A 24,357-nucleotide genomic window follows, 5' to 3' on the forward strand; every position below is an offset into this window, starting at 1 on the left:
CGACGAAAATCCTTCCCGATCAAGCAGTTGCAACCAGGCTGAAAATTCCCTGCACCACAGCAGTGCAACCCTGGGAGCGGATCGGGACGCCGCGCCCCGTTTGGCGGCGGCTTGAAGCTAGGACGGTGGGGATCGCCGCTGCGTTCCGTCATTTTGCGCGGCAGGAAGGAGTCTAGGTCACGCCCACCGGGCTGCCCGGGGAGAGGACAGAAGGTGGCTGCGCCACCCTGTCGCAGGGATCGGGGCGGCGAGCCGCCCCGTGGGAGTCAGGCACGCTCGGGGAAGGCCAGGCCGAGCCAGTGGCGGTAGAAGCCTTCGGCCACCTGGTTGAGCTCGGCGACGCGCCGGGGCAGGTCATCCAGCATCACCTGGCGGGGTTGCTGGCTGGGCTGGGTCTCGTCCAGCAGGTGAGCCCAGTCGGTGAGCCAGAGGCGCACCAGCTCCTCGGTCATTTCCGGGTGGCCCTGCAGGGCGAGGATCTTGTCGCCCCAGGAGAAGCCCTGGTTGGGGCACCAGGGGCTGTCGAACAGCCAGCGCGCGCCCTCGGGCAGGTCGAAGGTATCGCTGTGCCACTGGTAGACCGGGAACTCCGCCGGCAGGTGCGCCGTCCAGGGGCTGCCCTGGGCATCGGCGCGCTGCTCCAGCGGCTGCCAGCCGATCTCGGTGTAGGGCATGCGGTGCACGGCGGCCCCCAGGGCACGGGCCAGCAACTGGCCGCCCAGGCAGTGGCCAATGATGGGGATGTCGCGGGCGATGAAATGGCGCAGGGCGGCTAGCTCGGTGTCGATCCAGGGCAGCGGGTCGTTGACGCTCATCGGGCCGCCCATCACCGCAACGGCCCGGGGCCGGTCGAGGTCGATGCCTTCCAGTTCGCCATGGTCGGCACGCAGGACGCTGTAGGCGATGCCTTCACGCTCCAGCACGGTGGCCAGGTGGCCGGGGGAACAGAAATCAGCGTGGGTGAAAATCAGGATGTCGGTCATGGGGTTGCCTCCGTCGGCGGAGTCTGAGGCAAAGCCCCCGGCGCGGTCGAGGGGCTGGTCAGACCCTCCTCGGCCCGGCACCCAGGGCGATGGCGACCAGCACCAGCCCCATGCCCAACAGGCGACCAGTCTCCAACCCTTCGCCCAGCAGACTGATACCGACCATGGCCGCCCCGATCGGCATCAACCCGGTGAAGAGGCCGGCGACGCCTGCTGCCACCTCGCGCACACCGCGATACCAGAGCAGGAAGGACAGCACGCTGGCGCTGAGTGCGTAGAACACCAGCCACGCCCAGGTGGCGGCGGATACGGCCGGAAGGTCCAGGGTCAGTGCCTCGGGCACGGCGAGGGGCAGGAACAGCACGAGACCGGCGAGGTTGACTCCGAAGGCCATGGCCCAGGGGTGCAGGGAAAGCGACAGCCGACGGGAATAGATGGCGAAGATCGCCTCGGCGAACACGGCCCCCAGCACCAGCAGGTTGCCCAAGAGGGACCCCAGCCCCTGCTGTCGGCCGTCCGGCAGGTTCAGTACGGCAATGCCGCCTGCGGCCAGGGCGATGGCCAGCGCCACCCGCCTGCCAATGGGTTCGCGCAGCCACACCCAGCCCAGCAGCGCAACGACGCAGGGCGTGGCGCTGGTGATGATCCCGGCGCTGGTGGCGCTGGTGTGTTGCACGCCGTAGAGCATCAGGAGGCTGAACAGGAAACAGCCGAAGAACGCCTGGAGGAACAGCCCACGCGCCGCGCGCCGGTCCAGCCCCTGGCGCACCCGGTGCAGCCCCATGCCCGGCAGCAACACGAGGGTGGCGATGAGAAAGCGCAGACCGGCGAACAGAAACACCGGGACTTCGGCCAGCACCAGCTTGCCGATGGCGATGTTGCTCCCCACCAGGAGCATGGAGCAGGACAGGCAGAGGTAGGCGAACCAAGGCATCGTGGCAGCATCCTTGCGGGCGCGGAGCGCGGCCGGCCAGCCTACCCCAGCTGGCACGGCCGGGCCATTCGTCACTCCCGGCTCAACACCTTCATGACCCAGCGGTTGACCCAGGCCGGCGAGAGCTGCCCGGCCAGGTACAGCAAACGGAAGGCGACGCTGATGGGGCGATGCACGGCCGCGCCCTGGGCCTGTTGCCAGCAGGCTTCGGCCACGTCCTCGGCCTGGAGGTTGACGCCGAGGCGACGCAGGGCCGGCGGCTCGAAGGTCTGCCGGCTGACCATGGGCGTGCGCACGAACGGCGGCATCAGGTCGCCGACGCGGATGCCATGGCGCCGCCACTCCAGCTCCAGCGCCTCGGTGAAGCCGCGCACGGCGAACTTGGAGGCGGAGTAGCTGGCCATGTGCGGTGTGCCGTAGACCCCCGACGCCGAGCCCATGTTGATGACCTGCGCGCCCGGCGTGGCCTTGAGGTAGGGAAAGGCGGCGTGGGTCATCTGCACCATGCCCTGCACGTTGATGGCGAGGATGCGCGCATGCTCGGCGACGTCGATCTGCTCGAAGTAGCCGAAGCGCAGGATGCCGGCACAGTTGAACAGCAGGCGTAGCTGCCCGCCGTGCTGCCCGCAGAAGTCGGCCAGGGCCTGCTGCACGGCGTCCAGGTCGGTCACATCCAGCGAGCGGTGCCAGACGTTGCCGAGGGCAGCGGCCTGGGTGGCGAGGGCCTCGGCGTCGCGGTCCAGCAGGCCCACCTGCCAGCCGCGCTCGTGGAACAGCCGGGCGGTGGCGGCGCCGATGCCGGAGGCGGCGCCGGTGATGAGGAGGGTGGTCATCTCAGCCCTCCTGCGGGTGGTCGAGCCAGTGGCGGACGAACGCGGCGGTGCTGGCCAGGGCTTCATCGGCGCTGCGCAGCAGGCCGGCGTGGGCCTGGAACACATGCCAGAGACCGGGGTAGCGCTCCAGGCGAACCCAGCCGCCGGCCTGGCGGAGCCTGGCCACCAGTCGCAGGCTGTCGTCGCGCAGCAGTTCATCCTCGGCCACCTGCACCAGCAGCGGCGGCAGGTGCCCGAGGTCATCGAACAGCGGCGACAGGGCGGGGTCACGGCGGTCCATGCCCGGCGGGCAATAGAGGTCGGCGGCCAGCTCCATCCACTTCGGGTGGATCAGCGGGTCGCCGGCCGGTGGCTGATGCAGGGCGCTGCCGCTGAGGTCGGTGACCGGCGAGTAGCACACCAGCGCGGCCGGCGCCGGCAGGCCGAGCTGGCGCAGGCGCAGGGCGGTGACCAGGGCGAGGTTGCCGCCCGCGGAGTCGCCGCCGATGAGGATGCGCGAGGCGGCATGGCCACTCTCCAACAGGGCCTGGTAGGCCGCCACGGCGTCGTCCCGGCCGGCGGGGAACGGGTATTCCGGTGCCAGGCGGTAATCCAGCGCGCAGACGTCGATTCCGGCGCGCTTGGCCAGGTTGCCGGCGATGGCACGGTGGGTGGCGGGCGAGCCGGTGATGAAGGCGCCACCGTGCAGGTACAGCAGCACGGCATCACCACCACCGCCCGGTGGGCGGTGCCATTCGCAGGGTCGGCCGGCGAGCTGCGCCGCCTCGCGGGTGACGCCCCGGGGCGCCAGGGTGCTGGCGGTGAGCCCGCGCAGAATGGCGCGCTGCAGCGGGACCGGCAGCGGCGGTCGCATCAGCCCGCGGAACAGCAGCGCCAGGGCACCCCGCAGGACGCCGCGCAGGGCTGCCTGACCGGGCTCGGGGGCGGTGAACTCAACGGACGCAATCATAGTGCTCCAGCTCCAGGCGGCGGGTCTGCCGGCGGTAAGTAAAGGTGAAACCGGGCCAGTTGTTGGTGTTGCGCCCGTCGGCGGTCTTGTACCAGCTCTGGCAACCCTGCTCCCACACGGTGTGGCGCACGGCCTGCTGCAGCCGCTGGTTGAAGCGGTGCTGCACGTCGGGCTTGAGGTCCAGGTAGCGCAGGCCATCGAGGGCGCGGATGCCGTCGAGCACATAGCGGAACTGGCTTTCCAGCATGTAGAGAATGGAGTTGTGCCCGAGGTTGGTGTTCGGCCCGTAGAGCATGAACAGGTTGGGGAAGCCGCTGACGCTGATGCCGAGAAAGGCTTCGGCGCCGTCGCGCCAGGCTTCGTTGAGGTCGCGCCCGCCACGCCCGCGCAGGGTCATCGGGGCAAGGAAGTCGGTGGCGGTGAAGCCGGTGCCGAGGATGATGGCGTCCACCTCGATGCGCCGGCCGTCACGGGTGATCACGGCATCCTCGGTGACTTCACTGATGCCACAGTCCACCACCTCGACGTTGTCGCGATTCAGCGCTGGGTAGAAGTCGTTGGAGATGAGGATGCGCTTGCAGCCCAGGGGATAGTCCGGCACCAGGCGCTGGCGCAGCACGGGGTCGGCGATGCCGCGTGCGAGGTGCCGGTGGAAGCGCGCCCGCATCAGCTTCATCAGCGGTGGGAACACCGAAAAGGCCAGTACCCGTGACTCGTGCTGCACGTACTTGAGCAGCCGGTCGACCTTCTGCAGCGCCGGCAGGCGACGCATCAGCGCCAGCTCCCAGGGCCGGTAGGCACGGTCGGGCTTGTGGATCACGTAGGCCGCCGAGCGCTGGAACAGGCTCAGGCGGGCGACCTTGGGGGCGATCTGCGGGACGAACTGGATGGCACTGGCACCGGTGCCGATCACCCCCACCCGCTTGCCTTCCAGGGGGTAGCCGTGGTCCCAGCGGGCGGAGTGGAACAGCACGCCTCGGAAGCGCTCCAGCCCCGGCACCTTGGGCCAGGCCGGGCGGTTGAGCTGGCCGCAGGCACTCACCAGGGCGCGGGCACGGAAGTGCTCGCCGGCGGTACTGCGCACCTGCCAGGTGCCGTCGCCTTCGTCGAAGGTCGCCTCGGCCACTTCGCAGCCGAAGCGGATATAGGGCCGCAGGCCGTACTTGTCGGCGCAGTGGCGCTGGTAGGCGAAGATTTCGGCCTGGGGCGCGAACTTGCGCGACCAGTCGGCCTTGGGCTCGAAGGAGTAGGAGTAGAGGTGTGAAGGCACGTCGCAGGCGGCGCCGGGGTAGCTGTTGTCGCGCCAGGTGCCGCCAACGTCATCGCCTTTTTCCAGGATCTGGAAATCACGGATGCCCGCCTTCAACAGCTGGATCGCCAGGCCGATACCACCGAAACCGGCGCCAATGATGAGCACGCGCAGGGGCGCGCCACTCGGGGAAGTGTTGGTCATTGTTATCTCCCGTTGGCTGGAACCGCGCGGCAGGTCCTGTCCGCGAGGCTGCATGCATCCTAGTTCCGCCACCGGGTTCGGGTTATGGCATAGTCGGACACCTGATTGTGAATTCCGGACAATCTGTCGATCCCACCATGACCTGCCCCGCTCCCACCTCCCAACGCCGCAGCGCCACCAGCGTGCAGCTGATGATCCAGTTCGGCCTCGACCACGGCCTGAGCCTGGAGCACTGCCTGACCGGCACCGGGCTCGACTGGCGACTGCTGGGTGACCCCGGCTCGGAGGTGAACGCGGCCCAGGAGCTGAGCCTGTTGCGCAACATCGCCCGGGGGCTGGGGGATCGTCCGGGCATCGGCCTGGAAGCCGGCCGGCGCTACCGCCTGAACACCTATGGCATCTGGGGCTATGCGCTGCTCAGCAGCAGCACCTATCGCCGCGCGGTGGAGCTGGGCTTGCGCTACCAGGACCTGACCTACGCCTTCCACGGCTTGCGCCTCGACGAGGTGGGTGACGAAGCGCAGTTGCACCTGACTCCCTCGTCACTTCCGGAGGACCTGCGCGGCTTCGTGCTGGAACGCGACGTATCCGGCGCGCTCAGCGTGCACCGTGACCTGGCCGGCGGCGGCCTGCCGGTGCGCCGGGCCTGCTTCGCCCTCCCCGCTCCGGCTGACATCACACCCTGGCGTGCGTTGCTGGGCGTGGAGCCGACCTTCGGCGTGGCGCACAACTGCATCACCTTCGACCGCGCCCTGCTGGACCTGCCCCTGCCCGGCGCCAACCCCCAGGCGGCCGCCTACTGCGAGGCCCAGTGCCGTGCCCTGCTGGACCGCCGCCGCCAACGCGACGGTTTCGCCAGCCGCATCCGCGACCTGCTGCTGGGCCGACCGGGCCAGCGGGTGGACATGGAAAGCCTGGCCGCCCAGTTGCACATGACTTCGCGCACCCTCAGGCGCCGCCTGGACGCCGAGGGCACCAGCTTCCGCCAGTTGCAGGACGAGGTGCTGGGCACCCTGGCCGAGGAACTGCTGCGCTCCACCGCCCTGCGCCTGGAGGAGATCGCCGAGCGCCTGGGCTATGGCGAGGTGTCCAACTTCATCCACGCCTTCAAGCGCTGGAAGGGGGTTTCGCCGGGGCAGTTCCGTCGGGACGAACGCTGACCCACCGCCTCCCCAAAACGAAACCGGCCAACCCGAAGGTTGGCCGGCATGGGCAAGGAAACAGGACTCAGCGCGGCTGCGCCGGGACCTCCTGGGTGACACCCCAGCCGTCGAGGACTCCTCCCAGGGGAACCACCAGTTCCTCCAGGTCATGCTCGAAGTCGCCGATGCCGGCGTGGGTGGCGTACATCACCTTGCTCACCTGCAGGTGCCAGGCCCCGTCATCCCGTGGGGAGACCTGGGCGTTGAGCGATTCACCACGGAAGTTGCGTGCGGCCATCCGGGCCCGGTCCTCATCGGGGAAGATGGCGTAGAACTCGATGGGGTGAACGCGGGCGAAATCGAAACCGCCCTCTTTCATACGGCGCAAGACATTGCTGCTGACGTCATCGTGGAAGGTGGTGCTCATGTTCAAGACCTCCTCTCTGGCGATGGATGAGTGTGACGCTGGGGTCGAGGGACTCGACCTGCGGCGCCTGGCGGCACCGCCCCACCCGTGCCCACGGACGCGGGCTCCGGGTGTGGCCGGGCCACGAGGGACCGGCCACGGCTTGGCTTGTACACAACGATCGACTGCATCGGTGTTCAGGGTAGCGCCCAGCGCGCAGCTCTGCCGGGGAGTATGGATGGAAGCCACCGGTCGGACGACGGGCGGCATCCCGACCGCTTCCCGCTTGGGCGGCTCAGCGTACCTCCAGGCGGTACTCGATGTCCTGGACCGTCTTGCCATAGGCAGCACCAGAACGGTTGTAGCGCCCGCCGAACTTGAGGCTGTGGCTACCTGCTGGCAAAGGCGGCAGGAGAATCCAATAGCCATCGGTGGCTGCCGGGTAACCGAAACGCTTCGGTGCGTCGGCCGGCAAGCGCGCGTAGAGGTCGAAGCAGTCCTGGGTGGCCACGCGGTACTGGGCTGGGTTATCCAGCGGCTGGCCGTCCAGCTCGACGAACAGCTCCAGTGCCGTGTCGTTGTTCAACGCCGCGCCCTGGCGTACCTGCTCGCAGCTCAGCGGCATATCCGGGCGCGCGCGCCAGAAGACCATGTTGATCACCGGGAAGAACAGGTGCTTGCCGGCCGGCACGTCGCAGGTGCGCTGGATATGGCTGGAGCCGTAGCCACCGGCGAGAAAGAACGGGTCCCCCTGCTGGCCCTGGGCACAATGGGCACCGGTGGTATCGCGCAGCGGGTCCAGGTGTGCAGGCTGAGCCACCGCCCACTGCCACCAGGCAGCGGCGCGCTGGGCGTGGGTCTGGCCGTTCCACTGGCTGTCGACGGGCAAGGGTTGGGGGCTGGCCTGGGCGGCGGCGCACGCCAGCAAAAGAGCGAGGGCGAAGAGCGGTTTCATGCATGTCCTTATGAGCGGGTCCGGGCCTGGAGTGTGCGGTCTTGAGCCCTGCGACACTTTCGACTGCGTCCCAGTTGGCGAAATCGGAGGGCCAGCATTTCGCAGAGCATCGGCCTGTGCTTCGCTGGTGGCCGGTCAGCAGAAGCTGACCGAATCATCAAGGACAAGGAACGAACGATGAATACACATGCAAAACGACTGCTGGCGGGACTCGGGCTGGTGGGCAGCCAGGCACTGATTGGCCACGCCTGTGCAGCAGAACTGCTTGGCCGCTGGGACCTCAATGGCGACGGCACCCTGGAGAATGTGTACCGGGGCACCGGTGTGCTGGAAGTGCGCAATGCCAGTGGCGCCCTGGAGCGCAGCTACAGCTTCGGCAACGTCACCTGGAACCTTGCGGCAGCAGCCAACACCGATAACCAGCCCGGAGCCGAACTGATCGTCAAGGCCGGCCCGGACGTGGTGATCATCAACCACCCGAACAACACCCAGAACCGCTACACCCTGGGCAACGTGCTGTTCGACGTGGCCGGCACCGCGCAACTGGACGGGACGCCGGGCCAGGAGGTGATCGTCCGCACCGGCAATGCTCTGGTGCTCATCTCCGACACCCACCGCACCCAACGCGCTGTCACCGATGGCATCAGCGGCACCTGGCAGTACCAGGGCGCCTACACCCTGGCGGGCATGCCGTACGCCACCCTCGCTTACACCGCCGGCAACAGCCTGCGCTTGTACGACTACAACCTGCAGAGCGGTCGCGAGTTCCCCACCGACGGGATGACCAGCGTGATCGGCGCGGCAGACCTGAATGGCGTGGTCGGCAACGAGCTGGTGGCGCGTTCCTCCAGCAACCTGCTGGTCGTCAGTGGCGGTGTGCAAGGTGCCGTGCTGAGCACCTATGCCGGCGGTACCGGCTCCAACTGGAGCGTCCACGGCGCATTCGCCGACACCGATGGGCAGCCTGGCCAGGAAGTCATCCTGGTGCTGCCAGGCAAGGTGCGCGTGGTGCATCAGCGCACCGGGCAGGCCAAGGACTATCCGGTATCGGGCACCTACGCCATCTACGCGGTGGCGGATCGCGATGGCGTGGCTGGCGCCGAGATCACCGTGGTCGACAGCGCCAACCGCACCTACATCATCAACGACCGCCTCGGCACCATCCAACCGCTCTGACCCCCTCCGCTCCCGGTTCCAGCCGGGAGCACTCTCCCACTGGTACGGATACCGGCCTGCTGCCAAGCGTGAGCCGGTTGGCATAGCGTGACGGGTGCCGTCGCTATGCGCGGCGACTGTGTCCCACCGCCTCGGAAACCCCGGCGCGGCACACCGCACCGAACTGCGGGCGCTACACCAGGTCCACCTGATCGGCCCCGCCGAACCGGCACAACGCTTGCGGGCGAGCAGCCCCACCGGGAAGCTGTCGCAGGTAATGGAGATCCCCAGCTTCGCCCATGGCTGCTGCTGGGCGCAGGACTGGCCAGCCTTGTGGAGGCGTCATGCCCCGCTGAGTGTCAGTGGCCGCGCGATGAATCCAGCAGTACACGCCCCGCAGGGTCGGTGGCGAGCAGGCTGTACTGGTGCAGGCTGAGAAAACGACCGTCCTTGCACTCCACGTCCCGCAAGGTCCCCTCGAGCACGAAGCCGAGCCACTCCAGCAAACGGGCGCTGGCGGGGTTCTCGGGCTCGACGTCGGCGTGGATGCGGTGCACGCCGAGGGTGACGAGGGCGAAGCGGAGGATGGTCGGCAGGCAGGCTTGCATCAGGCCCTGGCCCCAGTGCTCCGGCATCAGCCAGTAACCGATGTCGAGGCTGCGGTCGGCGTGGGACCAGTCATTGAAACCGCAGGCGCCCACCAATTCGTCCCGCCCCGGCAAGGCGATGCCCCACCAGATGCCCTGGCGCTCCTCAAGGAGCGAGTCGTACCAGCGCATCTGCTCGTCCGTCGCCTCCAGGCTGTCGTAGGACACGCCGTAGTGGGCGATCACCTGGGGGTGGGACAACCCGGCGAAGATCGCCCCGACGTCACGAGGATGAATCCGTCGCAGCGTGCAGCGAGGCAGCAGGAACTCGGGGAACTGGGCAGACAGGTCTTGCATGGTCCTACTCACAAGACTGGATCGGGGCACGCATGCTCGCAGCAAAGGGGTCGGGAGCACAGGGACAGTAAGCACTGGGATGGACGGAACAGCAGAGCGCCGACCTGGAATGGACGAGAAGGCCGGGCTATGCAGGTGAAGCCCGGCAAATACGGTGCGCACGCCAAAAAGCAAAAACCCCTGACTTCACTAGGAATATCAGGGGTTTGCTTGTATCGGAAAGTGGCGGTGAGGGAGGGATTCGAACCCTCGATACGGTTTCCCGTATACACACTTTCCAGGCGTGCTCCTTCAACCGCTCGGACACCTCACCGGGATCTCGCTGAGGCGTTGGCCCCGTCGAGGTGCGCTAATTTAGTGGAGTGTTTTCCGGAATGCAAATATTTTTTTGAGAATTTTCATGCGCTTATGGCCGACGTCCGGATTCGGCATCAGCACGGGGCGGGGCGTCATCGAATTTGAGGCTGCCGAAGAACACGAAGCCGAACGAGACCACAACGCCGAGCACGAACAGCAGCAGCACGCCCAAGGGGCTTTTCAGGGTGGCGCTCTGGGCGAGCAGCACGGAACCACCGAGCAGGACGAGCGCGAGAATGATGGCAGCGCGATTGATCCACTTGTCCATGGGACCTCCTGGAATGGGGAACGCTGGCACCCTAGGGAAGGGGCGCGCCAGGGGCCAATTGGTCTTGGGTATCGCCCTGATAGAAAACCTCGCGGATGCGCTGAAGCCCGCATGGTGGCTGACTTGCCAGTCAGCCAAAGCGCTTTACCTGCCCACTGCCCGTGGGTAACGTCTGCCGCATTCCACAACAAGGACTCCCGCCATGAGTGAGCTGATCTCCTACCAACTCGAAGACGGCATCGCCACCCTGACCCTCTCCAACGGCAAGGTGAATGCCATTTCCCCGGATGTGATCGCCGCCTTCAATGCCGCGCTGGACCGCGCTGAGCAGGACCGCGCCATCGTCATCCTCACCGGCCAGCCGGGCATCCTTTCCGGCGGCTACGACCTGAAGGTGATGACCTCCGGCCCGCAGAACGCGGTGAACCTGGTTGCCGCCGGTTCCACCCTGGCACGCCGCATGCTGGCTCACCCCTACCCCATCATCGTGGCCTGCCCCGGCCATGCCGTGGCCAAGGGTGCCTTCCTGCTGCTATCGGCGGACTACCGCATCGGTGTCGAGGGTCCTTTCAATATCGGGCTGAACGAGGTGCAGATTGGCATGACCATGCACCATGTGGGCATTGAGCTGGCCCGCGACCGTCTGCGTAAATCGGCCTTCCATCGCTCGGTGATCAACGGCGAGATGTTCGACCCGCAGGGCGCGCTGGACGCTGGCTTCCTCGACAAGGTGGTCCCCGCCGAAGCCTTGCTGCCGACCGCCCTGGCGGCCGCGCAGCAACTGAAGAAGATCAACATGACCGCCCACCGCAACACCAAGCTGAAGGTGCGCAAGGCGCTGCTGGAGACCCTCGACCAGGCCATTGAAATGGACAAGCAGCACCTGGGCTAACCCCTCGCCCCGCCCCCCCCCCCCGAAGCCCGGCCCTGCGCCGGGCTTTTTCATGCCGACGGGGAAAGCTCGCCGAAATGGAGCGGGGGCGGCGGCGGAGCACCGCTCATTTTCCGACGGGTGATGGCACGCTGATGGGTGCAGTTGGAAAAGCTGTATTACTTTTAATACGTGGGGCAGTCAGGGACGGTAGCCGCCAGCCTTTCATCCGCTTGGGGAGTCCCGAATGAGAATCGTCCACAAGGTCAGCCTTTCCGCAGCCGCCGTGCTGTTCCTGACCACAGCGCTGCTGTCCCTTTCCCAGGTGAGCCAGGTCCGCGAGACGCTCCGCTCCCAGACTGAATCCAGCCTCTCCGAAAGCAGCAACGCATTGGCCAGGCAGATCGAGAACTGGCTCAATGCCAAACTCCGCCTGATGGATCTGATGGCGCAGAACATCGACAGCCAGTACAGCCCCGAGCAGACCCAACGGGTATTCGACTCGCCCATGCTGCGCAACGAATTCATTCTGGTGTTCGGTGCGCTGGAGGCAGACGGCAAGCCGATCAAGAACGATGCATCCTGGCAGCCCAAGCCAGACTGGGACGGTCGCCAGCGCCCCTGGTACGCAGTCGGCAAGAGCGGCAGCCAGGCCGTGCTCACCGAGCCCTACACCGACTCCACCACAGGAGAGATCCTCATCTCCGCCGTGACGCGCATCACCGATGCCGGCAAGTTCCTCGGCGTAATGGGCGGTGACATCCGGCTGAAGAGCGTGGCCGATGCCGTCAACACCCTGGATTTCAACGGCGCCGGCTATGCCTTTCTGCTGAGCCGCAACGGCAACATCATTTCCCACCCGGACACCAAGCTGAACGGCAAGTCCTACAGCGAACTGTTCGACGGCAAGAGCCCGGCGTTGCGCAAGGAACTGCAGGAGGTGGAAGCCGGTGACAGGAAGTTGCTCGTCTCGTTCACACCGCTGCCCAACCTCAAGGGGATGGACTGGTACATCGGCGTGGTCCTGGACCAGGACAAGGTAATGGCAGAGGCCAATGCCCTGAGCTGGCGGGCGGTGATCGGCACCGTGCTGGGGGTGGTGATAAGCCTGGTGGTACTCAGCCTGCTGGTGAAGAACCTGCTGCGCCCGCTGGATGGGCTGGCCGACTCGCTGCGCGAGATCAACAGCGGTGAGGGCGATTTGACCCGACGCCTGCCGGCTGAGGGCAATGACGAGATTTCCGTGCTGTCCCGCGAGTTCAATGGCTTCCTGCAGAACCTGCAGACACTGATCGCCGACGTGATGAGCAGCTCCCGCCAGGTGCGCGGCAGTACCCAGCTCACCTCCCACGAAGCCGAACAGGCCGCCAACCGCCTGCAGGTGCAATTGCAGGAGTTGGACCAGTTGGCCACCGCCATGCAGGAAATGGCCTCCACCGCCGAGGAAGTAGCACGCAATGCCCAGGCTGCCGCACAGGCGGCGCTGGCAGCCAACGAGGAAACCGAGAATGGCGTGGGGGTGGTCTCTCACTCGACCCAGGCCATCAAGCAGTTGGCTGACGAGATGGAGGACACCGGCCAGGCGATCAACGAGCTGGCCAAGCTGAGCCAGAACATCGAGTCGATTCTTTCGGTGATCACCAGCATCGCCGACCAGACCAACCTGCTGGCCCTCAACGCCGCCATTGAGGCCGCGCGGGCGGGCGAATCCGGGCGAGGCTTCGCGGTGGTGGCGGACGAGGTGCGCTCCCTGGCCTCCCGCACCCAGCAGTCGACCCAGGAAATCCGCCAGATGATCGATCAGTTGCAGACCGGCGTGCGCCAGGCCGAGCAACGCATGCAGCAGAGTCGCGATACCGCGAGCCGCACAGCAGAGGATGCCGGCGCCGCCAACAAAATGCTCGGGCGCATCCGCGAGGCCATCAACCGCATCAACGACATGAATCTGCAGATCGCCACGGCGGCTGAGGAACAGAGCGCCACCACGGAAGAAATCAACCGCAACACCACCAATATCCGCGACATCAGCCACGAGGTGGCCGGCGGCGCCGAGCAGCAGGTGCGCCAATGCGCGGTGATGGTGGACCAGGTCGGCCAGCAGGATCGCCTGCTCAGCCGCTTCAGGATCTGACCACGCGCCGAGCCTGGCGCGACACCCCCGGAGGCCACCATGCGTATGCTCTCGTGCCTCGCCTTCGTCTGCGCCCTGTTGCTGGGGCGCGCGGAGGCCGCCCCCATCAAGGTCACCATCCTCTGCGACTCCGGATACCCGCCCTACAGCTACGAAGAGAACGGCGAGGCCAAAGGGCTGTATACCGATATCCTGCGCAGCGCGTTCCTGCTGATGCCGGGCTACCACGTCGAAATTCGACCGGTGCCCTGGCCCAGAGGGTTGGCAGAGATCGCCAAAGGCAGCGCCTTCGCCCTCTACCCTCCCTACTACCGGCCCGAGGAGCGCCCATGGATGGAGTACTCCAGCCCGATTCTCGAGGAGCGGCTGGCGGTCTTCATCCGCCCGGGTCTGGCGGGCAAGCGCAACTTCGAGAACTTTCCCGCTGCATACGCGGGGCTGAGGGTCGGGCTGAACAGTGGCTTCGTGACCGTGGACAGTGTCCGCTATCGCGAGATGGTTGAGGCAGGTGAAATCGATCAGTCCTATGCCCGCGACAACCGCACCAACCTGATGAAGCTGCTACACAAGCGCACGGACGTGTACATCAACGATCGCCTATCGATTCTCTGGGAACTGCAAGGCATGGTCAGGGACGGCGTGCTCAAGGAAAAGGAGGCTTCGCAAATAACCGAGGGGCCTACCCTTTCCAAGGAACATGGTCATCTGGGCTATACCAGAATGAAGACGGAAGCTTACCCGTACAGGGCTGATTTCATCGGACGCTTCAATGTTGCGTTGGAAACGATCATCAGCAACGGGACAGTCGATCGGTTGGTGCAGCGCTACAGCGAGCGTGCCACGGGGAAGCCGATAGCAGCGCGAGCGGAACAGCGCTGATGACCTGCGATTGCAGGCAAAAGTGCACACCCGTACACTGCGCGCCTTTTACCTGATCGAGCGAGCCCGATGCTTTTTCTCCTGCGCATGGTCCTGATGGGCGTGCATTTCATCATCGCCGGCATCGCCGGTCTGCTGCTGGGCCTGTGCCGCCCGTTCAACCCGGACAACAGCCGCCTGTGCGCCCGTCTCTACGGGCTGCCGGGTCTGTGCATCATGCGCCTGAAGCTCAAGGCCGAGGTCAGCACGCTGACCCGGGACCATCCCTGCGTGATCATCGCCAACCACCAGTCCAACTACGACCTGTACGTGCTGGGCCGTGTGGTGCCGCCGCGCACTGTCAGCATCGGCAAGAAGAGCCTGAGGTGGATTCCCTTCTTCGGTCAGCTCTACTGGCTGGCCGGCAATGTGCTGATCGACCGCGGTAACGCACGCCGCGCCCGCGACGCGATGATCACCACCACTGAGACGCTGCGCAATCGCGACACCTCCATCTGGGTGTTCCCCGAAGGCACCCGCAATCAGGGCGAGCGCCTGTTGCCGTTCAAGCGCGGGGCCTTCCAGATGGCCATCAACGCAGGGGTGCCGATCATTCCGGTGTGCGTCAGCAACTACGTCCGCCACTTGCGGCTGAACCGCTGGAACAGTGGCCGAGTGCTGATCCGCGCCCTGCCGGCCATCCCCACGGCCGGCCTGACCCTGGACGACATGCCGGCCCTGATGGAGGAATGCCGCCAGCGCATGCTCGACTGCATCGAGGGTATGGATCGCGAGTTGGCCACCCTCTGAGCTGCTCCCACGCAGCCCCGGGCAAGGTGGCGGCCCCACTGGCGCGCCGGGCGGGTTAAGCTCGCCCCACTCTCCAGCCGCACAGGGAACACTTACATGGGTCATGTGGTCGCAGCCGCTGTCTACTTCAAGGGCAAGCGCGTTGCCAATATCAGCCTCGACGAGGGGCTCGAATGGGCGAGAAAGCCCGGCCACTTCGTCTGGATCGGCCTGCATGACCCAGGCCCCGAGGAACTGACCACGCTCCAGCGCCAGTTCGGCCTGCACGAGCTGGCGCTGGAAGACGCCCTGCAGCGTCACACCCGCCCCAAGCTGGAAACCTTCGGTGATGCGCTGTTCCTGGTGCTCTATTCCCCCGTGAAGGAGAACGGCCAGCTGGTGTTCATCGAAACCCAACTGTTCGCCGGCAACGGCTATGTGATCAGCGCGCGCTACGGCGAGTCGGCCCCCTACTCCCAGGTCCGTCAGCGCTGCGAGGCCCGCCCGCTGCTGTTGGAACACGGCGAGGACTTCGTGCTCTACGCGCTGCTGGCCTTCGTGATCGAGAACTACCGGCCGCTGATCGACACCTACCACGCTGACCTGGAAGCGCTGGAGCTGCGGGTGCTGGAATGCCCGCTGACCCAGGCCGACGTGGTGCACATCCAGGGGCTGCGCCGCGACCTGCTACGCCTGCGCCGCTACATCGGCCCGCTGACGGAGATCTGCCAGGAGCTGCAGCGCCTGGACTTCCCCTTCATCGACAAGAACATGCGCCCTTACTTCCGCGACATCGCCATCCACGTGAGTCGCCTGCTGGAGGATCTCACCGGCCTGCGGGAAATGGCGGACCACGCCATCGAGATCGGCTTGCTGCTGGAGTCCTCGCGCCAGAGCGTGGTGCAGCGCAAGTTCGCCGCCTGGGCGGCGATCCTGGCCTTCCCCACCGCCGTGGTGGGTATCTACGGCATGAACTTCCAGAACATGCCGGAGCTGACCTGGCACTACGGCTACTTCGGCGTGCTGGGCTTCATTGCCACGGGCTGCACGGCCCTGTTCGCCAGCTTCAAGCGCTCCGGCTGGCTCTAGCCCTTTCCCAGGCATGAAAAAACCGATGCCCGCTGGTGCGGGCATCGGTTCGTGAGCGTGCGCGAAAAGAGGATCAGGCGACGCTGCGGCCGTGGGCCACGAAGCGCATCATCCACTCGGCCACTGCCGTGCCCTGGTGGTCGCGCTCGAGGCTGGCGATGCCCTGGCCATACACCTGCTCGCCCAACGCCTGCTGACGGATGTTGAGCAAGGCTCGGGAGTAGTCGTGGACAAACTCCGGGTGGCCCTGGAAGCACAGCACCTGCTCGCCAATGGCATAGGCAGCATTGGGGCAGAACTCGCTGGAGGCGATGAGGGTGGCGTTCTCGGGCAGACGGGTGACCTGATCCTGATGGCTGATCAGCAGGGTCAGCTCGTCCAGCGCCGGGCTCATCCACTCCGGCTGTTTCTCGACGCGATAGGCATGGGTACCCACGCCCCAGCCCTGGGTGGCGCGCTCGGTCTTGCCGCCCAGCAGCAGGGCCAGCAACTGGTGGCCGAAGCAGATGCCGAGCAGCTTGTCACCGGCCTTGTAACGCTCCAGCAGGTAAGTGCGCAGGGTCTGGATCCAGGGATCGTCGCCGAAGGAGTCGGCCTTGCTGCCGGTGACCAGGTAGGCATCGAAGCGTTCGCCGGCGGCCGGGTAGTGGCCTTCCACCACGTTGTAGGTGAGGAACTCGGCATCGATGGGCTGCTTGGCAAAGAGCTGTTCGAACATCTTGCCGTAGCCCTTGTACTCGTCGACGAGTTCGGGGCGAAGGATGTCGGTTTCCAGAATGCAGATGCGTAGGGGCATGAAATTGTCCTGAAGCTTGGGTAAGGCACCTTTGTGTGCGATTTATTTAACACAAGCCTCCGAGCTTTGAAATAGCGCCGCTTCACCCGGCCTGCTCGTGCTGCCGAAGTGCCTGAAATACAGGAAGGAAATTGCAACCTGACACGACGGAGCAGGCATGAGACTGCGCCAGCATCGTCAATAAAATTTGACACTCGCGGCAGTGATATCGGCCATATCGATAGTTGAAATGCTCAGGGAGCGTTTTTCCATCGAATCCGCATTATCGACTCTGGGGCACCCCACCCGATGACGGATCGCACCCTCCCCGCTCACTTACGCACGTAATGGCGCGCTGGCCAGCCTGGGCCTCTACACCATCGTGGTGACCATCGTCCTGGTGCTGAGCGGCAGCTTCAGCCACGCGCGACCGTTGATGGCTGGGGAGAACGCCTGGCACAGGCCGTTCCAACTCGGTTGCTGAGCGATCCGCATCCCCTGTCGAACCCGGCAAGGCGCAGCTGAGGTGGCCATGAAACAGCACCGCTCAAGGCGCCGCCTGCTCACACTGGCGGCACTGGCATTGATGACCAACGGCTTTACGTTGCTCGGCCATGCCCACGGCTCGGCAGACGCGGTGGCCCAGAACCTGGAGACGCGCCAAGAGATTGCCCGACAGGGCAGTAACGAGCGAGACACCCGCCAGGGACTCGAGAGCCCGCCCCTGAAACGCACCAACTGGCTGCCGGAGCGCTTCGAGCGCACCTCATTGCGAGGTTGTGAGGGAAAGCTCTGAAGCCCCCGGAAACGAAAAGACCGCCCGGTGGGCGGTCTTTTGGCTACGAACCTCAGGCGACTTGCGGTGCCTTGGCCCCCAGCAGTCGATCCAGCACAGCGGCGACCACCAGGACTGCCAGCACCGGCAGCAACCAGCCAAGGCTCTGATCTGCGAGCGGCAGTTGCGCGACGAAACCAGGTATCCAGCTCTTGAAGCCGGCCGCACCGATGCCATCCAGCACACCGAACACCAGGGCGACGGCCATGGTGGGGATGAAGACACGACGGGCGTCGACCCACAGGCTCGACGCCAGGCTCAGAGCAACCAGCACGATGGCCAGGGGATAAAGCCCTACGAGGACAGGCACCGAGAGGCGGATCAGTTCCGTCAGGCCTTGGTTAGCAACGACCAAACTGAAGACGCCCAGGATGATGACCACCGTGCGGTAGGAGAACGGCAGGAAGCCGCTGAAGAACTCGCCACAGGCCGTAAGCAGGCCAACGGCCGTGGTGAGGCACGCCAGGGTGATGACCAGCGCCAGCAGCAGGCTACCGGCGGTCCCGAAGGTGTGCTGCACATAGGCCGTGAGGATCTGAACACCGTTCTGCGCCTCACCGGCAATGCCCTGGCTGGTAGCACCGAGGTAGAACAGCGTGAGGTAGACCAGGGAAAGGCCGATTGCAGCGATGCTGCCGGCAATCACCGAGTAACGGGTGACGAGGCGCGGTTCGGTGATGCCACGGTCGTGGATCGCCGTGGCGATCACGATGCCGAATACCAATGCGCCCAGGGTATCCATGGTCAGGTAACCCTGCAGGAAGCCTTCGACGAAGGGGGCCTTGGCGTAGGCGCTGTTGCTGCCACCGATCTCGCCTGCTGGCACGAACAGTGCGGCAGCCCCCAGGACCAAAAGCGCAGACAGCAGCACGGGAGTGATGAACTTGCCGATGTTGTCCACCAGCCGCCCGGGGTTGAGAGCGAGGAACAACGCGAAGGCGAAATAAACCACCGAATAGAGGGCCAACGCGGCGGGGTTGTCACCGGTAAAGGGGGCAATTCCCATTTCGAAAGAGACGACGGTGGTGCGCGGCGTCGCGAACAGGGGCCCTATGGCCAGGTACACGGCGATGGCCAGCAGAAGCCCCGCCACCTTGCCCAGAGGCGAGGTCAGGCGATCCATGCCACCGCCTACCCGCGCCAGGGCAATGACGGTCAGCAGGGGCAGGCCGACGCCGGTCAGCAGAAAGCCCATCGCAGCGAACCAGACGTTCTCGCCTGCCGCCATGCCGGCGCTGGGGGGAAAGATGATGTTGCCCGCGCCCAGGAAGAGCGCAAAGGTCATGAAGCCGAGGGCCAGGAGGTCCGAGCCTTTCAAACGAGTCATAGAGAGGGATACCACGAGTCGAAATTCATTGTTCCGAGGGGGCTTCCCTTTGGGTGAGGGGAACCGTCATCCGCCCGTTTGGGGCAAACCACTACTAATGCGCGCCCTCCCCCTTTTGGGGTTCATGCGCAGGAAGGTCGCAAGCCTAGCGAATCCGACAGATTTGCGGCACTGATGCAGGTCAGGCTGTCGGCTTGCTGTAATCGGTTGTCGCCATGGCTACATTGCGACAGAAAAAACGAAGGCCACCCGAAGGTGGCCTTCGCCATCAGTCAATCACGCTCAGGCGTTCTTGACTTCCCAGCCGGTCAGCTCGGCCAGGGCCTTGCCGATGTCAGCCAGGGAACGCACGGTCTTCACACCGGCGTCCTGCAGGGCAGCGAACTTCTCGTCCGCAGTGCCCTTGCCACCGGAGATGATGGCGCCGGCGTGGCCCATGCGCTTGCCGGGCGGTGCGGTGACACCGGCGATGTAGGACACCACCGGCTTGGTCACGTTGGCCTTGATGTAGGCAGCGGCTTCTTCTTCAGCGGAACCGCCGATCTCGCCGATCATGACGATCGCTTCGGTCTTCGGGTCTTCCTGGAACAGCTTCAGGATGTCGATGAAGTTGGAGCCCGGGATCGGGTCGCCACCGATGCCCACGCAGGTGGACTGGCCGAAGCCGGCGTCGGTGGTCTGCTTCACGGCTTCATAGGTCAGGGTGCCCGAGCGGGACACGATGCCGACCTTGCCCGGCAGGTGGATGTGACCGGGCATGATGCCGATCTTGCACTCGCCGGGGGTGATCACGCCGGGGCAGTTCGGGCCGATCAGGCGTACACCCAGCTCGTCGCACTTCACCTTGGCTTCCAGCATGTCGATGGTAGGGATGCCTTCGGTGATGCAGACGATCAGCTTGATGCCGCCGAAGGCTGCTTCAAGGATGGAGTCCTTGCAGAACGGGGCCGGAACGTAGATCACCGAAGCATCGGCGCCGGTGGCTTCCACGGCTTCCTTGACGGTGTTGAACACCGGCAGGCCGAGGTGGGTGGTGCCGCCCTTGCCGGGGGTCACGCCGCCAACCATCTTGGTGCCGTAGGCGATGGCTTGTTCGGAGTGGAAGGTACCCTGCGAGCCGGTGAAGCCCTGGCAGATTACTTTGGTGTCTTTATTGATCAGGACGCTCATTACTTACCCTCCGCGGCCTTGACGACCTGCTGGGCAGCGTCGGTCAGGCTGGTCGCCGCGATGATGTTCAGACCGCTCTCGGCCAGTACCTTGGCGCCGAGCTCGGCGTTGTTGCCTTCCAGACGGACGACCACCGGGATCTTCACGCCGACTTCCTTCACTGCACCGATGATGCCTTCGGCAATCATGTCGCAACGAACAATACCGCCGAAGATGTTCACCAGTACGGCAGCGACGTTGCTGTCGGACAGGATGATCTTGAAGGCCTCGGTGACGCGCTCTTTGGTGGCGCCGCCACCGACGTCGAGGAAGTTGGCAGGCTTGCCACCGTGCAGGTTGACGATGTCCATGGTGCCCATGGCCAGGCCAGCACCGTTGACCATGCAACCGATGTTGCCTTCCAGCGCAACGTAGTTCAGCTCCCACTTCTGCGCATGGGCTTCACGAGCGTCGTCCTGGGACGGGTCGTGCATGGCGCGCAGCTTGGGCTGACGGTACATGGCGTTGCTGTCGATGTTGATCTTGGCGTCCAGGCAGTGCAGGTTGCCGTCGGCCTTGATGACCAGCGGGTTCACTTCCAGCAGGGCCAGGTCGTAGTCCTGGAACAGCTTGGCCAGGTTCACGAAGATGTGGGTGAACTGCTTGATCTGGTCGCCTTGCAGACCCAGTTGGAAGGCCAGCTCGCGGCCCTGGTAGGGCTGAGCACCAACCAGCGGATCGATGGTGGCCTTGAGGATCTTCTCGGGAGTCTCGTGGGCTACTTTCTCGATGTCCACGCCACCTTCGGTGGAGGCCATGAACACGATGCGGCGGCTGGAACGGTCTACCACGGCGCCCAGGTACAGTTCCTTGGCGATATCGGTGCAGGACTCGACCAGGATCTTGCTGACCGGCTGACCATTGGCGTCAGTCTGGTAGGTCACCAGGCGCTTGCCCAGCCAGTTGGCGGCGAAGGCCTTGGCGTCTTCCTTGCTCTTGACCAGCTTCACACCGCCCGCTTTGCCGCGGCCACCGGCGTGGACCTGGGCCTTAACGACCCATTCGCTGCCACCGATCTTGTCGCAGGCTTCAGCGGCTTCTTCCGGGGTGTCTACGGCAAAGCCCTTGGATACGGGCAGGCCGTATTCAGCGAACAGCTGCTTACCCTGATATTCGTGGAGATTCATGCTTGTCTACCGTCTTCGTTTGGGTATTGCGCATTCGGCGCTGCATTCGTGGTGCCGCGCCACCTGTGACTGCCCTGGGGCAGTCCGGCGAGCGTTCCGCGGCGAACACCCGAGGCGTTCACGACGGGCTGCCCACCGTGGTTCTGCTGCCCCGGGAAGGTCGCGCGCGCCCTCCCCGGGGATAGTGCTCAGCGCTTCTTGCGGTTGGCGATGTGGATCGCGTGGCCGTTGACGGCCAGGGCCGCTTCGTGGAGCGCTTCGGACAGGGTCGGGTGCGAGAAGACCATCATGCCCAGATCCTCGGCACTGGTGCCGAACTCCATACCGATGGCGCCTTGCTGGACCAGCTCGGCAGCGCTCGGGCCAATTACATGGACGCCCAGAACGCGGTCGGTCTTGGCATCGGCGATGACCTTCACCAGGCCGGCAGTGTCATTGGCTGCCATGGCACGGCCGCTGGCGGCGAAGGGGAAGGTACCGACGTTGATTTCGACACCTTCGGCTTTCAGGGACTGCTCGGTCTTGCCGACCCATGCGATTTCCGGATGGGTGTAGATCACGGACGGGATCAGGTCGTAGTTCATCTGGGCCTTGTGGCCTGCGATGCGCTCGGCAACCATGATGCCCTCTTCCGAGGCCTTGTGAGCCAGCATGGCGCCACGTACCACATCACCGATGGCGTAGACGCCCGGGACGCTGGTCTTGCAGTGGTCGTCGACGTAGATGTAGCCACGCTCGTCGAGGGTGACACCGCTGTCAGTGGCCAGCAGGTCGGTGGTCACCGGGCGACGGCCGACCGCGACGATCAGCTTGTCGAAGACTTCCTTCTGCTCGCCATTGGCGTCGGTGAAGCTGACAGTGACCTGCTTCTTCTTCACCTCAGTGCCGGTCACGCGGGCGCCCAGGCGAATCTTCAGGCCCTGCTTGGTGAGGATCTTCAGGGCTTCTTTGGCGATCTGCTCGTCAGCAGCCGGCAGGAACTTGTCCAGGGCTTCGATGACAGTCACTTCAGCACCCAGGCGGGCCCAGACGGAACCCAGCTCCAGGCCGATAACGCCGGCACCGATCACGCCCAGCTTCTTCGGAACGGACTGGAAGTCCAGTGCGCCGGTGGAGTCGACAATGACGTCCTGATCAACCGGGGCCGGAGGAATCTCGACCGGCTTGGAGCCGGAGGCGAGGATGACGTTCTCGGCCTCGACGACCTGGACCTTGCCGTCCAGACCGGTAACTTCGACCTGCTTGTTGGCCAGCAGCTTGCCGTGGCCTTCCAGCAGGGTGACGCCATTGGCCTTGAACAGGGTGCTGACGCCGCCGGTCAGGTTCTTGACGATGGTGTCCTTGCGGCCAACCATGGTCGGCACGTCGATGGAAACGCCCTTGGCTTCGATACCGTGCACTTTGAAGGCCTCATGGGCCTCGTGGTACTTGTACGAGCTGTCCAGCAGCGCCTTCGACGGGATGCAGCCGACGTTCAGGCAAGTGCCGCCCAGTGCGGTCTTGCCGTCCTTACCCTGGTACTTCTCGATGCAGGCGGTTTTCAGGCCGAGCTGGGCCGCCTTGATGGCTGCCACGTAACCGCCAGGGCCCGCACCAATCACTACCACGTCGAATTTCTGGGTCATAACTCATTCCTTCTCGTATGAAACCGGACGGCCCCTTGCGGGGCCGCCGTTTGGAGAGATCGCCGATCAGATGTCCAGCAGCAGACGAGCCGGGTCTTCCAGCAGGTTCTTGATGGTTACCAGGAAGCTGACGGCTTCCTTGCCATCGATCAGACGGTGATCGTAGGACAGAGCCAGGTACATCATCGGCCGGATCACAACCTGGCCATTGATCGCCATGGGGCGCTGGATGATGTTGTGCATGCCGAGGATGGCGGCCTGCGGCGGGTTGACGATCGGGGTCGACATCATCGAACCGAAGGTGCCGCCGTTGGTGATGGTGAAGGTGCCACCGGTCATCTCGTCGATGGACAGCTTGCCCTCGCGCGCCTTCTTGCCAAAGGTGGCGATGCCGTTCTCGACTTCGGCCAGGCTCATCAGCTCGGCGTTGCGCAGGACCGGTACCACCAGGCCACGGTCGCTGGAAACGGCGACGCCGATGTCCTGGTAGCCGTGGTAGACGATGTCATTGCCGTCGATGGAAGCGTTGACAGCCGGGAAGCGCTTCAGCGCTTCGACGGAAGCCTTGACGAAGAAGGACATGAAGCCCAGGCGAACGCCGTTGTGGGTCTTCTCGAACAGGTCCTTGTACTTCGAACGCAGGGCCATGACTTCGGTCATGTCCACTTCGTTGAAGGTGGTCAGCATGGCCATGGTGGACTGGGCTTCAACCAGACGCTCGGCAACCTTGGCACGCAGGCGGGTCATCGGGACGCGCTTCTCGACACGGTCGCCTGCAGCGAATACCGGGGCCTCGGCGGCCGGAGCGGCCGGCTTGGCGGCCGGAGCAGCCGGGGCGTTCTTCTTCGCCTCGACAGCGGCGACCACGTCTTCCTTGGTCACGCGGCCACCTTTGCCGGTGCCGGCGATGCTGTTCGGGTCGATGCCGTTTTCCTCGGCCAGCTTGCGAGCGGCCGGGGACAGGATGGCGTCGTCACCAGCAGCAGCGGGGGCAGCAGCCTGAGCGGCCGGAGCCGGGGCAGCAGCGGCGGCCGGGGCGGCCGGGGCGGCCGGGGCGGCAGCAGCAGCGCCGCCTTCGTTCAGTTTGCCCAGCAGCTCGCCACTGAGGACGGTGTCGCCCTCGTTCTTGACGATTTCTGCCAGTACGCCGTCGGCCTCGGCCAGCACTTCCATTACGACTTTGTCGGTCTCGATGTCGACGATCAGCTCGTCACGCTTGACGGCGTCGCCCGGCTTCTTGTGCCAGGTGGCTACGGTGCCGTCGGCGACCGATTCCGGGAAGGTTGGGGCTTTGATCTCGATAGCCATTGTGTGTTTTTCCTGTCTGATTCGGTTTTCTGCG

At 65.2% G+C, this 24,357-nt stretch carries 23 protein-coding genes, 1 tRNA gene and 1 pseudogene; 9 read left to right on the forward strand and 16 right to left on the reverse strand.

Features of this window, described 5'->3' with window-relative positions:
• Positions 1 to 266 precede the first annotated feature (266 nt).
• The 5 genes from A7D27_RS15165 to A7D27_RS15185 form a co-directional block, all read right to left on the reverse strand.
• Positions 267 to 983: a type 1 glutamine amidotransferase gene (locus tag A7D27_RS15165; RefSeq protein ID WP_069565360.1), complete on the reverse strand. Its 717-nt coding sequence runs from the start codon at positions 981 to 983 to the stop codon at positions 267 to 269.
• 58 nt (positions 984 to 1,041) lie between these two features.
• Positions 1,042 to 1,917, reverse strand: a complete 876-nt coding sequence (locus A7D27_RS15170) for a DMT family transporter (protein WP_069565361.1) — start codon at positions 1,915 to 1,917, stop codon at positions 1,042 to 1,044.
• A gap of 71 nt (positions 1,918 to 1,988) precedes the next feature.
• Positions 1,989 to 2,750 carry an SDR family oxidoreductase gene (locus A7D27_RS15175; RefSeq protein ID WP_069565362.1) on the reverse strand — a complete coding sequence of 254 codons (762 nt, stop codon included), beginning with the start codon at positions 2,748 to 2,750 and terminating at the stop codon, positions 1,989 to 1,991.
• Between the two features lies 1 nt (position 2,751).
• Positions 2,752 to 3,699, reverse strand: a complete 948-nt coding sequence (locus A7D27_RS15180) for an alpha/beta hydrolase (protein WP_069565363.1) — start codon at positions 3,697 to 3,699, stop codon at positions 2,752 to 2,754.
• The gene (locus A7D27_RS15185) at positions 3,683 to 5,152 is read right to left on the reverse strand and encodes an NAD(P)/FAD-dependent oxidoreductase (RefSeq protein ID WP_069565364.1); all 1,470 of its coding nucleotides are present in this window, start codon (positions 5,150 to 5,152) and stop codon (positions 3,683 to 3,685) included. The genes A7D27_RS15180 and A7D27_RS15185 overlap by 17 nt, the downstream gene beginning before the upstream one ends.
• Positions 5,153 to 5,289: 137 nt before the next feature.
• On the opposite strand from A7D27_RS15185, the gene A7D27_RS15190 reads away from it, so the two are divergent.
• Entirely contained in the window at positions 5,290 to 6,312 is a 1,023-nt protein-coding gene (locus A7D27_RS15190) for an AraC family transcriptional regulator (RefSeq protein ID WP_069565365.1), read from the forward strand.
• A gap of 67 nt (positions 6,313 to 6,379) precedes the next feature.
• Here A7D27_RS15190 and A7D27_RS15195 read toward each other — a convergent pair whose 3' ends face one another.
• On the reverse strand, positions 6,380 to 6,721 hold the full coding sequence (locus A7D27_RS15195; protein ID WP_069561933.1) for a ribonuclease E inhibitor RraB: 342 nt from the start codon (positions 6,719 to 6,721) through the stop codon (positions 6,380 to 6,382).
• 274 nt (positions 6,722 to 6,995) lie between these two features.
• Complete coding sequence (locus A7D27_RS15200; RefSeq protein WP_069561934.1) at positions 6,996 to 7,655, reverse strand: hypothetical protein; 660 nt, start codon at positions 7,653 to 7,655, stop codon at positions 6,996 to 6,998.
• A gap of 177 nt (positions 7,656 to 7,832) precedes the next feature.
• Here A7D27_RS15200 and A7D27_RS15205 point away from each other — a divergent pair, with 177 nt between their 5' ends.
• Positions 7,833 to 8,831: a hypothetical protein gene (locus tag A7D27_RS15205; protein WP_069565366.1), complete on the forward strand. Its 999-nt coding sequence runs from the start codon at positions 7,833 to 7,835 to the stop codon at positions 8,829 to 8,831.
• Between the two features lie 338 nt (positions 8,832 to 9,169).
• On the opposite strand, the gene A7D27_RS15210 is transcribed toward A7D27_RS15205, so the two are convergent.
• From A7D27_RS15210 to A7D27_RS15220, 3 genes are all read right to left on the reverse strand, one after another.
• Positions 9,170 to 9,754 (reverse strand): GNAT family N-acetyltransferase, encoded by a 585-nt coding sequence (locus tag A7D27_RS15210; protein ID WP_069565367.1) that lies wholly within the window; start codon positions 9,752 to 9,754, stop codon positions 9,170 to 9,172.
• A gap of 223 nt (positions 9,755 to 9,977) precedes the next feature.
• Positions 9,978 to 10,067 (reverse strand) — tRNA-Ser (locus A7D27_RS15215).
• A 93-nt stretch (positions 10,068 to 10,160) separates the two neighbouring features.
• Entirely contained in the window at positions 10,161 to 10,379 is a 219-nt protein-coding gene (locus tag A7D27_RS15220) for a hypothetical protein (protein WP_069561937.1), read from the reverse strand.
• 202 nt (positions 10,380 to 10,581) lie between these two features.
• Here A7D27_RS15220 and A7D27_RS15225 point away from each other — a divergent pair, with 202 nt between their 5' ends.
• The 6 genes and pseudogenes from A7D27_RS15225 to A7D27_RS15245 all read left to right on the forward strand — a co-directional run bounded on the left by A7D27_RS15225 (position 10,582) and on the right by A7D27_RS15245 (position 16,117).
• A complete protein-coding gene (locus A7D27_RS15225; protein WP_069565368.1) occupies positions 10,582 to 11,271 on the forward strand; it encodes a crotonase/enoyl-CoA hydratase family protein in 690 nt (229 codons plus the stop codon).
• A gap of 226 nt (positions 11,272 to 11,497) precedes the next feature.
• A pseudogene (locus A7D27_RS29155) lies at positions 11,498 to 12,523 on the forward strand (cache domain-containing protein); the annotation flags it as partial.
• A 30-nt stretch (positions 12,524 to 12,553) separates the two neighbouring features.
• Entirely contained in the window at positions 12,554 to 13,381 is an 828-nt protein-coding gene (locus A7D27_RS29160) for a methyl-accepting chemotaxis protein (protein WP_371914820.1), read from the forward strand.
• A 39-nt stretch (positions 13,382 to 13,420) separates the two neighbouring features.
• Positions 13,421 to 14,260, forward strand: coding sequence for an ABC transporter substrate-binding protein (locus A7D27_RS15235; protein WP_069561939.1), 840 nt, complete (start codon positions 13,421 to 13,423; stop codon positions 14,258 to 14,260).
• Positions 14,261 to 14,329: 69 nt separating this feature from the next.
• On the forward strand, positions 14,330 to 15,049 hold the full coding sequence (locus tag A7D27_RS15240; RefSeq protein WP_069561940.1) for a 1-acylglycerol-3-phosphate O-acyltransferase: 720 nt from the start codon (positions 14,330 to 14,332) through the stop codon (positions 15,047 to 15,049).
• 96 nt (positions 15,050 to 15,145) lie between these two features.
• Positions 15,146 to 16,117 carry a magnesium and cobalt transport protein CorA gene (locus A7D27_RS15245; protein WP_069565370.1) on the forward strand — a complete coding sequence of 324 codons (972 nt, stop codon included), beginning with the start codon at positions 15,146 to 15,148 and terminating at the stop codon, positions 16,115 to 16,117.
• A gap of 73 nt (positions 16,118 to 16,190) precedes the next feature.
• Here A7D27_RS15245 and A7D27_RS15250 read toward each other — a convergent pair whose 3' ends face one another.
• Positions 16,191 to 16,913 carry an amidotransferase gene (locus A7D27_RS15250; RefSeq protein ID WP_069561942.1) on the reverse strand — a complete coding sequence of 241 codons (723 nt, stop codon included), beginning with the start codon at positions 16,911 to 16,913 and terminating at the stop codon, positions 16,191 to 16,193.
• Between the two features lie 511 nt (positions 16,914 to 17,424).
• On the opposite strand from A7D27_RS15250, the gene A7D27_RS15255 reads away from it, so the two are divergent.
• Positions 17,425 to 17,688: a hypothetical protein gene (locus A7D27_RS15255; RefSeq protein ID WP_069565371.1), complete on the forward strand. Its 264-nt coding sequence runs from the start codon at positions 17,425 to 17,427 to the stop codon at positions 17,686 to 17,688.
• A 52-nt stretch (positions 17,689 to 17,740) separates the two neighbouring features.
• Here the strand turns inward: A7D27_RS15255 and brnQ are convergent, their stop codons facing one another.
• From brnQ to odhB, 5 genes are all read right to left on the reverse strand, one after another.
• Complete coding sequence (gene brnQ / locus A7D27_RS15260) at positions 17,741 to 19,054, reverse strand: branched-chain amino acid transport system II carrier protein (RefSeq protein WP_069561944.1); 1,314 nt, start codon at positions 19,052 to 19,054, stop codon at positions 17,741 to 17,743.
• 282 nt (positions 19,055 to 19,336) lie between these two features.
• Positions 19,337 to 20,224: a succinate--CoA ligase subunit alpha gene (gene sucD, locus A7D27_RS15265; protein WP_044400216.1), complete on the reverse strand. Its 888-nt coding sequence runs from the start codon at positions 20,222 to 20,224 to the stop codon at positions 19,337 to 19,339.
• Positions 20,224 to 21,390: an ADP-forming succinate--CoA ligase subunit beta gene (gene sucC / locus A7D27_RS15270; RefSeq protein ID WP_044400213.1), complete on the reverse strand. Its 1,167-nt coding sequence runs from the start codon at positions 21,388 to 21,390 to the stop codon at positions 20,224 to 20,226. The genes sucD and sucC overlap by 1 nt, the downstream gene beginning before the upstream one ends.
• A 188-nt stretch (positions 21,391 to 21,578) precedes the next feature.
• Positions 21,579 to 23,015: a dihydrolipoyl dehydrogenase gene (gene lpdA, locus A7D27_RS15275; RefSeq protein ID WP_069561945.1), complete on the reverse strand. Its 1,437-nt coding sequence runs from the start codon at positions 23,013 to 23,015 to the stop codon at positions 21,579 to 21,581.
• A gap of 66 nt (positions 23,016 to 23,081) precedes the next feature.
• Entirely contained in the window at positions 23,082 to 24,323 is a 1,242-nt protein-coding gene (odhB, locus tag A7D27_RS15280; RefSeq protein WP_069561946.1) for a 2-oxoglutarate dehydrogenase complex dihydrolipoyllysine-residue succinyltransferase, read from the reverse strand.
• Positions 24,324 to 24,357 lie beyond the last annotated feature (34 nt).

It is taken from the genome of Pseudomonas sp. 1D4 (assembly GCF_001728925.1).
Lineage (GTDB): Bacteria > Pseudomonadota > Gammaproteobacteria > Pseudomonadales > Pseudomonadaceae > Metapseudomonas > Metapseudomonas otitidis.